This window comes from Bacillus sp. BR3(2024) (assembly GCF_039134555.1).
Taxonomy (GTDB): Bacteria; Bacillota; Bacilli; order Bacillales; family Bacillaceae_G; genus Bacillus_A; species Bacillus_A cereus.
The window spans coordinates 5,252,187-5,262,431 of sequence record NZ_CP152433.1 but is presented as its reverse complement, the minus strand read 5'-3'; the positions used below and the strand labels follow the sequence as shown (position 1 = coordinate 5,262,431).

The window sequence follows — 10,245 nt, the reverse complement described above, 5'->3', positions numbered from 1 at the left end:
GGTGTCCCTCCTTTACTAAGTTGGTAAAAGAATAAGGTTGTGCAACAAATGTACAACCTAATAAATATAAAATGTATATTTATACGAAACGTATTTTAAAACCTAAAAACGTCGTTTGTATATGAGATAGGGTTTTCGACAAAAAAAGCAAATGTGGACAACTATTTACCCACATGTGATTAAAACTGTCCACATGTTATACACAAATTGTGGATAAGATAAAGATGTGGAAAACTTATTCAAAGTGAAAACACAACTATAATATCAAAAAAAAGTGGCTATAGCAATGAATTTAAGAAAGTTATCCACAAAATCAATACCTTGTGGAATAAACTTGTCCACAACACGATATACTGTGTAAAAGTGCGAAAAAAGTTTGTGGATATAAAAAGCGCGAAAAAATATTTATCCACAAGGAAATATAGGTGCTGTGAAAAAGTATGTGAATAGGTTCAAAATGAATATTTGATGAAAATTTCTAGAACCATTGACATTTTCCTAGTTAATTAACTATAATTTATAGGACTGTCTTTAACAGATATTCCTCAGGGAGGTGTCATATAATGAAAAGAACTTACCAACCAAATAAACGTAAGCGCAGCAAAGTACATGGTTTCCGCAGCCGTATGAGCACAGCGAACGGACGTAAAGTGCTAGCAGCTCGTCGTCGTAAAGGAAGAAAAGTATTATCTGCGTAGACCACTGATCGTTCAGTGGTCTTTTTTTCTAATAATAGTGAATTTCCGCTGATGAAATACAGGAGTGTCAATTGATATGAAGAAAAAACATCGTATAAAGAAGAATGATGAATTCCAGGCGGTTTTTCAAAAAGGAAAATCAAATGCAAATCGTCAGTTTGTTGTATACCAATTAGATAAAGAAGAACAGCCAAACTTTCGCATCGGCCTTTCTGTTAGCAAGAAAATAGGAAATGCAGTAGTTCGTAATCGAATTAAGCGCATGGTCCGTCAGGCTATTACAGAGTTAAAAGATGAGATAGCTTCTGGAAAAGATTTTGTTATAATAGCAAGGAAGCCTTGTGCAGAGATGACATATGAAGAAGTAAAGAAAAGCTTAATTCATGTCTTTAAACGCTCTGGTATGAAAAGAATAAAAAAGTAGCGTAAGGAAATGAATTACACTATATACATACCGATACAAGGAGGAGTAGGCTTTGAAAAAGAAATTAGGTTTACTAGCCATGGTCGTTGCATTAATGGCGATTGCCACCGGTTGTAGTGAAACGGGTCAGCCGATTACATCGAAAAGTACTGGGATTTGGAATGAATATTTCGTATATCCGCTTTCTCAGTTAATCACGTATTTTGCCGACTTATTTAACAGTAATTACGGTTTAGCAATTGTTATTACAACTCTTATCATTCGTTTTGCATTATTACCATTAATGATTAAACAAACAAAGAGTACAAAGGCAATGCAAGCGTTACAACCAGAAATGGTGAAGTTAAAAGAGAAATATAGTTCTAAAGATCAAGCAACACAGCAAAAACTACAACAAGAAATGATGCAGTTATATCAAAAGAATGGTGTAAATCCATTGGCAGGATGTTTACCGATATTTGTTCAGATGCCTATTTTATTCGCGTTTTATCATGCGATTATGAGAACAGCTGAAATTAAACAACATAGTTTCTTATGGTTCGATTTAGGACATGCAGACCCATTCTATATCTTACCAGTCGTTGCAGCAATTACGACATTTATTCAGCAAAAGCTTGCAATGGCAGGAACAGCTGGTCAAAATCCACAAATGGCAATGATGCTTTGGCTTATGCCGATTATGATTTTAATCTTTGCAATTAACTTCCCAGCTGCATTATCACTTTACTGGGTTGTTGGTAATATCTTTGGTATTGCTCAAATGTACTTTATTAAAGGGCCAGAGATTAAGGCTAGTAAGGCTGGTAAGGCTGGAGGCTCAAGCAAGTGAGTGTAATTACTGCTAAAGGACAAACAGTCGAGCTGGCAGTAGAGGATGCTTTAAGGCAATTAAATACATCAAAAGATCGAGTAGATATAAATATTGTCGATGAGGGTAAAAGGGGATTCTTAGGTTTATTTGGGAATCGCCCTGCAGTAGTAGAAGTTGTATTAAAGAAAGATCCAATTCAAGAATGTGAAGAATATTTAAGAAATGTTATTCACGATATGGGTGTGGAAGTCGAGATTAGTAAAATTGTAAAAGGACGCGAAATCGAATTTACAATTTCTGGTGATAATGTAGGTGTTTTAATTGGGAAAAGAGGTAATACATTGAACTCTTTACAGTATTTAACAAAACTTGTCGCGAATCGTAACACGAAGCAGTATATCGGTATTACACTAGATGCTGAAAATTATCGTAGTAAAAGAAAAAGTACGTTAGAATCACTTTCTTATCGATTAGCGAAACAAGTATTTAATACGAAAAAAAGAGTTATTTTAGAACCGATGCCATCTTTTGAACGAAAAATTATTCATCAGGCATTATCAAATCATCAAGGTATCAATACAACTTCTGAAGGAAATGAACCACATCGGCATGTTGTAATATCTCCTAAATGACCGGTTGCTCAAATGAGTGCCGGTTTTTTTGAGCGGAAAATAGATGTGGATAACTAAAAAACACTAAACTTATCCACTGTGAATAAGTTTAGTGTTTTTTACATGGGGATATAATAAAATGAGTTATTCTTCTTTTGTAGATAGGTTCGTTATGGTATCCTAATAATTTAGTGAAAGAAATAATCATGTTGAAATAGAGATAAATAAGCAAGTGAGGTGAAAGGACATGGAATTTGATACAATTGCTGCGATTTCCACAGCGCTTGGAGAGGGTGCAATTGCCATTGTTCGAGTAAGTGGGGATGATGCGGTTGAGAAAGTTGATCGTATTTTTAAGGGGAAGGATTTAACAGAGGTTCCTTCTCACACTATTCATTATGGTCATATTGTTGATTTAGATACAAATCAAGTTATTGAAGAAGTTATGGTGTCTATTATGCGCGCACCAAGGACTTTTACACGTGAAAATATAGTGGAAATTAACTGTCACGGTGGACTTGTTTCAGTAAATAAAGTATTGCAACTTATTCTAGCACAAGGAGTACGATTGGCAGAACCGGGCGAATTTACAAAACGTGCTTTTTTAAATGGACGTATCGACTTATCACAAGCAGAAGCTGTTATGGATTTGATTCGAGCAAAAACAGATCGTGCGATGAATGTAGCAATTAATCAAATGGAAGGGCGATTATCTAAATTAATTGGTCTTTTGCGTCAAGAAATATTAGAAACATTAGCTCATGTTGAGGTAAATATAGATTATCCAGAATACGATGATGTAGAAGAGATGACACATAATATTTTAATTGAGAAAGCGACGCATGTTCGTTCGGAAATCGAAAAAATATTAGAAACATCAAAACAGGGGAAAATTTTACGTGAAGGTATTGCTACAGCAATTATCGGTAGACCTAACGTTGGGAAATCATCGTTATTAAATAGTCTTGTTCAGGAGAAAAAGGCAATTGTAACTGATATTGCAGGAACAACTCGTGATGTTATTGAAGAGTACGTTAACGTGCGTGGTGTACCTCTTAAACTTATAGATACAGCCGGTATTCGGGAGACAGAAGATGTTGTTGAACGAATTGGTGTGGAACGTTCAAAAGAAATGATGAGCCAAGCGGATTTAGTATTAGTTGTTGTCAACTATAGCGAGGCTTTAACAAATGAGGATGAAGATCTATTCCGTGCGGTACAAGAAAAAGACTTTATTGTTATTGTGAATAAGACTGATTTACCGCAAGCGATTGATATGGAACGTGTTACAGAGTTAGCCGCGGGAAATCGTGTTATTACAACATCCTTAATTGAGGAACAAGGAATAGATGAACTAGAAAAGGCAATAGCTGATTTATTCTTTGAAGGAACAATCGATTCTGCAGATATGACATATGTTTCTAATGCGAGACATATTGGATTATTAACACAAGCAGGAAAAACAATCGGTGATGCAGTTGAGGCGATTGAAAATGGTGTACCAATTGATATGGTACAAATTGATTTAACAAGAACGTGGGAAATACTTGGTGAAATTACTGGGGACACAGTGCATGAAAGCTTAATTGACCAGTTGTTCTCTCAATTTTGTTTAGGAAAATAATATAGTGAAGTTGTAGAAAGATAGAGATTATTAGGAGGAATAAACAATGGGATACAATGCCGGTTCATACGATGTCATAGTAATCGGTGCAGGTCATGCAGGATGTGAAGCTGGTCTTGCGGCAGCACGAATGGGCTCAAAAACATTAATGTTAACAATTAATTTGGATATGGTAGCATTCATGCCATGTAACCCTTCTGTTGGTGGACCAGCAAAAGGGATTGTTGTTCGTGAAATTGATGCATTAGGCGGAGAAATGGGACGTAATATTGATAAAACTCATATTCAAATGCGTATGCTAAATACAGGTAAGGGACCAGCCGTACGTGCACTTCGAGCGCAAGCTGATAAATTCGCTTACCAACATGAATTAAAGAAAACAATTGAAGAAACACCAAACTTAACGTTGTTCCAAGGAATGGTAGAGCGTTTAATCGTTGAAGAAGGTGTATGTAAAGGGGTAGTTACACAAGCTGGTGCAGAATATACAGCAAAAACTGTTGTAATTACAACTGGAACATTTTTACGCGGCGAGATTATCATGGGCGACTTAAAATATTCAAGCGGTCCAAATAATCAGCAACCGTCTATTACATTATCTGAGCATTTAGAGGAACTTGGATTTGATCTTGTTAGATTTAAAACAGGGACACCTCCGCGTGTAAACAGTAATACAATTGACTACAGTAAAACAGAAATTCAACCAGGTGATGATAAGCCACGTGCGTTCTCTTTTGAAACAACGAAATTTATTATGGATCAAATTCCATGTTGGTTGACATATACAAGTACAGAAACACACCGTTTAATAGATGAAAATTTACATCGTTCAGCTATGTATTCTGGTATGATTAAAGGAACAGGCCCTAGATACTGTCCTTCTATTGAAGACAAAGTAGTAAGATTTAATGATAAACCACGCCATCAAATTTTCTTAGAGCCAGAAGGGCGTAATACACAAGAAGTATATGTACAAGGTTTATCCACAAGCTTACCAGAAGATGTACAACGTGACATGCTTAGAACAATTCCAGGCCTAGAAAATGTTGAAATGATGCGTACAGGTTATGCAATTGAATATGATGCAATTGTGCCAACACAACTATGGCCAACACTTGAAACGAAAAAGATTAAAAATTTATATACAGCAGGACAAATTAATGGAACTTCTGGTTACGAAGAGGCGGCCGGACAAGGGCTTATGGCTGGAATTAATGCAGCATGCCGTTCTTTAGGTAAAAAAGAAGTTGTTTTAGGTCGCGAGGATGCTTATATTGGCGTCTTAATTGATGATCTTGTAACGAAAGGTACAAATGAACCATATCGTTTATTAACGTCTCGTGCAGAATACCGTCTATTATTACGCCACGATAATGCTGATCTTCGTTTAACTGAAGTTGGTCGTGAAATTGGATTAATTAAAGAAGAGCGCTATGAGCGATTTACAAATAAAAAATTACAAATTGAACAGGAAAAGGAACGTTTAAGCAGCATTATTATTAAACCACGTCCTGAAGTTCAAGAATTAATTCGCAATATTGGCGGAAGTGAATTGAAAGATGGAATACGTGCAAGTGACTTATTACGTCGTCCAGAGATGACATATGAGCATATTCATCTTTTAGTACCAAGTGAAGTAGAATTAAGTGATGAAGTTAAAGAACAAGTTGAAATTCAGATTAAGTATGAAGGGTATATTGAAAAATCTTTACAGCAAGTAGAGCGTATGAAGAAAATGGAGAGTAAAAAAATCCCTGTAGATATTGATTATGATGCGATTTCTAGCCTTGCTTCAGAAGCTAGACAGAAATTGAAAGATGTTCGTCCACTTTCAATGGGGCAGGCTTCACGTATTTCTGGCGTAAATCCAGCGGATATTTCCATTTTACTTGTGTATATAGAACAAGGAAAAATTGCACGCGTATCGAACCAATAAATAGTAAGGAGATATTGCTAGATGAACATAGAACAATTTCAATCTATGCTAGAAGAGAAGGGAATCACCCTCTCTTCTAGACAGTTAGAGCAGTTCAAAATCTACTTTGAAACATTAGTAGAGTGGAATGAAAAAATGAACTTAACGGCTATTACAGAAAAAGAAGAAGTATATTTAAAACACTTTTTTGATTCCATTACAGCTGCTTTTTATTATGATTTTTCAAAACCATTCTCAATTTGTGATGTTGGTGCAGGGGCTGGATTCCCAAGTATTCCTTTAAAAATCTGTTTCCCGCACTTAAAAGTAACAATTGTAGATTCATTGCAAAAACGTATTAATTTCTTAAATCACTTAGCCCAAAAGTTAGAATTAAGTGATGTTGCATTTTGTCACGATCGTGCTGAAACATTTGGGAAAAAAGAAGGTGTACGTGAATCATACGATATTGTAATGGCACGTGCAGTTGCGCGTCTTTCTGTATTAAGTGAGCTATGTTTACCACTTGTAAAAGTTGGAGGAACATTCATTGCAATGAAAGGTGCAGCAGCAAACGAAGAAATTGAAAATGGCAAGTATGCTTTAGAGGTGCTAGGCGGAGAGTTAAAAGAGATGTCTACGTTCCAATTGCCGTTTGAAGAGAGTGAACGTAATATTTTATTAATCGAGAAAAAGCGCAAGACACCAAAGAAATATCCACGCAAACCGGGAACACCCAATAAATTACCTATTGAAAAATAAATCTTATTAGACGTAAGATTAAATTATATAAATGAAAACGTAAATGTTTCATAGGAAACATTTTATGGAGAATAGTCAATAGGCCTAAAAGGTGGTGGAATATGTATGAAAAATACGTTTTCTCGTTTATTTGGCTTTGGAGATAAAGAGAGCGAATTCGAATTACAAGACGAAAGCCATGAAGAGATAGATAAAAAGGTATATGAAGAAATACAAGAAATTCCGATAGTAAATATTACCCCTAACCGTTATCAACCAAGAACAGTTTTTGATGATGCGCGTATTGATGAGCTAGCATTAACAATTCGTACACATGGACTTATTCAACCGATTGTTGTAAGGCAATATGAGGATGATAAGTACGAGATTATTGCTGGAGAAAGACGTTTTCGCGCGGCAACAAAGTTAGGTTGGGAAAAGGTTCCTGCAATTATAAAGAATTTAAATGATACAGAGACAGCTTCTGTAGCTTTAATTGAAAACTTGCAACGTGAGGAACTAACGGCAATCGAGGAAGCTGTGGCATATCAAAAGCTGATTGAGTTACATAATTTAACACAAGAAGCATTGGCACAACGACTTGGAAAAGGACAATCTACAATCGCAAATAAGTTGCGCTTGTTAAAGTTGCCTGAAGAAATAAAAAGTGCATTATTAGAAAAAAGCATTACAGAACGTCATGCCCGCGCTCTCATTCCTTTAAAAAATGAGGAATTACAACTGAAGGTTTTACAGGAAATTGTTGAGAAACAACTAAATGTAAAGCAAACAGAAGAACGAATTGCGAAGTTACTAGAGGAAGCGAAACCGAAGCGTAAGGCAAAGCAAAAAGCAGTAAGTCGAGATACGAGGATTGCTATGAATACAATTAGACAATCTTTACAAATGGTTACTGAAAGTGGTTTGAATGTTAATTCTGAGGAAGAAGAATTTGATGAGTACTATCAAATTACAATTAAAATTCCAAAGAAAAAATAATAATGACGTGCTAGAGACCTTATCCTATTGGAGAGGTCTCTTTTACTATATTTTCTTGTTAAATGAAGAAGGAGTTTAGAAATAAATTTTGAAGTTTAATAAAGGACGTAAAAGAAAAAGTTTTATTTCATGTTACAATAAACGTAATTGTTACTAGAATAAGATAGAAAGGTTGAAAGTAGGTGACATCATGGGAAAAATCATTGCTATTGCTAATCAAAAAGGCGGTGTTGGAAAAACAACAACATCTGTTAATTTAGGGGCTGGATTGGCGCAAGTAGGTAAAAAAGTCCTTCTTGTAGATATTGATGCTCAAGGAAATGCAACGACTGGTGTGGGAATTGAAAAATCTGAATTAGATCAATGTATTTACAACGTTCTTGTGGAAGATGCAGATGTTCAAGGGGTTATACAGAAAACCGCAACTGAAAACTTAGATGTTCTACCCGCTACAATTCAATTGGCTGGTGCTGAAATTGAATTGGTACCGACTATTTCCCGGGAAGTACGTTTGCAAAGAGCATTACAGCCAGTTCGTGATGAATATGACTATATTATTATCGACTGTCCCCCATCTTTAGGGTTATTAACGATTAATGCATTAACAGCAGCAGATTCTGTTATTATTCCTGTACAGTGTGAATATTACGCACTAGAAGGGTTAAGTCAGCTATTAAATACAGTTAGACTTGTACAAAAACATTTAAATAAAAATTTAGCAATTCAAGGTGTATTGTTAACAATGTTGGATGCCCGTACAAATTTAGGGATTCAAGTTATAGATGAAGTGAAAAAGTATTTTAGGGATAAAGTATATCGCTCGATTATTCCGCGTAATGTACGCTTGAGCGAGGCTCCAAGTCATGGGAAACCTATTATGCAGTATGACGCTAAATCAAGAGGAGCAGAAGTGTATATAGATTTAGCAGAGGAAGTGATTGCAGGTGGCTAAAGGATTAGGAAGAGGAATTAATGTGTTTTTTCCTGATTTAGATGTGAAAGAAGAGGAAACAATTCAGGAGATTCTTGTAACTGAATTAAGGCCGAATCCATATCAACCGCGTAAACACTTTAATAAAGAGGCGATTCAGGAATTAGCAATTTCGATTAAGGAACACGGTATTCTACAACCATTAATTGCTAGGAAGAGTATTAAAGGATATGAAATTGTTGCAGGTGAAAGACGATTTCGTGCTGCAAAAGAGGCTGGTTTAGAAAAAGTACCTGCGGTTGTAAGACAATTAACTGAACAGCAAATGATGGAATTTGCTTTGTTAGAAAACTTACAACGAGAAGATTTAAATCCTATGGAAGAGGCAATGGCATACCAGATGTTAATGAATGAGCTAAATGTAACGCAAGAACAATTAGCGAAGCGTCTTGGTAAAAGCAGACCTTACATTGCAAATTATACTCGGTTATTAAGCCTACCTTCTTTCGTACAAGATATGATTGCAAATGGTCAACTTTCAATGGCTCATGGGAGAACTTTACTTACGATAAAAGATGAAGAACAATTGAAGTCCTTATTGAAACGCATTGAAAAAGAAGGATTAAATGTTCGTCAATTAGAGAAAATCGTCCAAGAGATTAATCAACACGTTTCACGTGAAACAAAAAAAGTGAAAAAAGAGCGAAATATATTTTTCGTAGAACGTGAAACGTTCTTAAGAGAAAAGTTTGGCACAGATGTGAAAATTAAAGAGACGAAAAAAGAAAAAGGTAAAATCGAAATTGAATTTTTTAATAAAGAAGATTTAAATCGTATTTTAGAACTATTAGCACAGAAAAATTAAAAAGCAAACCATCTTATTATTTATAGATGGTTTGCTTTTTTTAATGCGGATAATTTTTGATCCGTCTCTTTTATACTTTTTGCGATTACATCAGCCATTTTCATGACTAAACTTAATCTTGTATTTTGAAGAACGAAAAACTCCATAAACCCATTTAGATTGACGATACCGTGTATGTGCAAATCACCAACTGCAGGTAATTTCTTATTCATAGCAGCTCCAGGTTTACTAGGTCCCTTTCCAGTAGTGATTGATCCGATATTTTGGGACTTTCCTAAACATGCATCAACAGCAATTATAAATGCAGTAGGATATTCTTTCTGTATATTCTGAACTTTCTCCTCTAAATTTAGCGCATGTACTGGCTCATCTAGTGTACCGAATACTTGGAGGTTTTGGATGTCTATTTGTTCAAGTTTTGTACCAACTAATGGGCCGAGTGCGTCACCTGTAGAGCGATCTGTGCCGATACAAACGAGAATGAGTGGTATATTAGTTTTAATAGGAATATGGGTAAGTAAGAAATTACTGATTATCTCAGAGGCTTCTAGATCTTGGTGCATAACGTTTTGAGTTTCTTTCTCAAAAAATGGTAAGCGAAAACTTCCAATATTCATGAAGCACCC

General features: G+C 35.5%; 11 protein-coding genes. 10 read left to right on the top strand and 1 reads right to left on the bottom strand.

Features of this window, described 5'->3' with window-relative positions; genetic code table 11:
- Positions 1-563: 563 nt before the first annotated feature.
- The 10 genes from rpmH (at position 564) to spo0J (ending at position 9,619) form a co-directional block, all read left to right on the top strand.
- Complete coding sequence (gene rpmH / locus V7S45_RS27100; RefSeq protein ID WP_000831901.1) at positions 564-698, top strand: 50S ribosomal protein L34; 135 nt, start codon at positions 564-566, stop codon at positions 696-698.
- A 76-nt stretch (positions 699-774) separates the two neighbouring features.
- Positions 775-1,122 (top strand): ribonuclease P protein component, encoded by a 348-nt coding sequence (gene rnpA / locus V7S45_RS27095; RefSeq protein WP_000726619.1) that lies wholly within the window; start codon positions 775-777, stop codon positions 1,120-1,122.
- A gap of 52 nt (positions 1,123-1,174) precedes the next feature.
- Positions 1,175-1,951 (top strand): YidC family membrane integrase SpoIIIJ, encoded by a 777-nt coding sequence (gene spoIIIJ / locus V7S45_RS27090; RefSeq protein WP_000727738.1) that lies wholly within the window; start codon positions 1,175-1,177, stop codon positions 1,949-1,951.
- Entirely contained in the window at positions 1,948-2,565 is a 618-nt protein-coding gene (jag, locus tag V7S45_RS27085) for an RNA-binding cell elongation regulator Jag/EloR (protein ID WP_000111516.1), read from the top strand. Before spoIIIJ ends, jag begins: the two co-directional genes overlap by 4 nt.
- A 226-nt stretch (positions 2,566-2,791) precedes the next feature.
- A complete protein-coding gene (gene mnmE / locus V7S45_RS27080) occupies positions 2,792-4,168 on the top strand; it encodes a tRNA uridine-5-carboxymethylaminomethyl(34) synthesis GTPase MnmE (RefSeq protein ID WP_342761622.1) in 1,377 nt (458 codons plus the stop codon).
- Positions 4,169-4,214: 46 nt separating this feature from the next.
- On the top strand, positions 4,215-6,104 hold the full coding sequence (gene mnmG / locus V7S45_RS27075; protein ID WP_000541031.1) for a tRNA uridine-5-carboxymethylaminomethyl(34) synthesis enzyme MnmG: 1,890 nt from the start codon (positions 4,215-4,217) through the stop codon (positions 6,102-6,104).
- Between the two features lie 21 nt (positions 6,105-6,125).
- The gene (gene rsmG, locus V7S45_RS27070; protein WP_001019628.1) at positions 6,126-6,845 is read left to right on the top strand and encodes a 16S rRNA (guanine(527)-N(7))-methyltransferase RsmG; all 720 of its coding nucleotides are present in this window, start codon (positions 6,126-6,128) and stop codon (positions 6,843-6,845) included.
- Between the two features lie 105 nt (positions 6,846-6,950).
- Positions 6,951-7,823 carry a nucleoid occlusion protein gene (noc, locus tag V7S45_RS27065; RefSeq protein ID WP_000799016.1) on the top strand — a complete coding sequence of 291 codons (873 nt, stop codon included), beginning with the start codon at positions 6,951-6,953 and terminating at the stop codon, positions 7,821-7,823.
- A 190-nt stretch (positions 7,824-8,013) separates the two neighbouring features.
- Complete coding sequence (gene soj / locus V7S45_RS27060) at positions 8,014-8,775, top strand: sporulation initiation inhibitor protein Soj (protein ID WP_000516114.1); 762 nt, start codon at positions 8,014-8,016, stop codon at positions 8,773-8,775.
- A complete protein-coding gene (gene spo0J / locus V7S45_RS27055) occupies positions 8,768-9,619 on the top strand; it encodes a stage 0 sporulation protein Spo0J (RefSeq protein ID WP_001051832.1) in 852 nt (283 codons plus the stop codon). The genes soj and spo0J overlap by 8 nt, the downstream gene beginning before the upstream one ends.
- A 20-nt stretch (positions 9,620-9,639) precedes the next feature.
- Here the strand turns inward: spo0J and yyaC are convergent, their stop codons facing one another.
- The gene (gene yyaC / locus V7S45_RS27050) at positions 9,640-10,236 is read right to left on the bottom strand and encodes a spore protease YyaC (RefSeq protein ID WP_144560788.1); all 597 of its coding nucleotides are present in this window, start codon (positions 10,234-10,236) and stop codon (positions 9,640-9,642) included.
- Between the last annotated feature and the right edge of the window lie 9 nt (positions 10,237-10,245).

Coding starts and splice junctions, on each gene's coding strand:
- mnmE (WP_342761622.1), top strand. CDS start 2,792: ATGGAATTTGATACAATTGCTGCGATTTCCACAGCGCTTGGAGAGGGT.
- soj (WP_000516114.1), top strand. CDS start 8,014: ATGGGAAAAATCATTGCTATTGCTAATCAAAAAGGCGGTGTTGGAAAA.
- noc (WP_000799016.1), top strand. CDS start 6,951: ATGAAAAATACGTTTTCTCGTTTATTTGGCTTTGGAGATAAAGAGAGC.
- rnpA (WP_000726619.1), top strand. CDS start 775: ATGAAGAAAAAACATCGTATAAAGAAGAATGATGAATTCCAGGCGGTT.
- mnmG (WP_000541031.1), top strand. CDS start 4,215: ATGGGATACAATGCCGGTTCATACGATGTCATAGTAATCGGTGCAGGT.
- yyaC (WP_144560788.1), bottom strand. CDS start 10,236: ATGAATATTGGAAGTTTTCGCTTACCATTTTTTGAGAAAGAAACTCAA.
- rpmH (WP_000831901.1), top strand. CDS start 564: ATGAAAAGAACTTACCAACCAAATAAACGTAAGCGCAGCAAAGTACAT.
- rsmG (WP_001019628.1), top strand. CDS start 6,126: ATGAACATAGAACAATTTCAATCTATGCTAGAAGAGAAGGGAATCACC.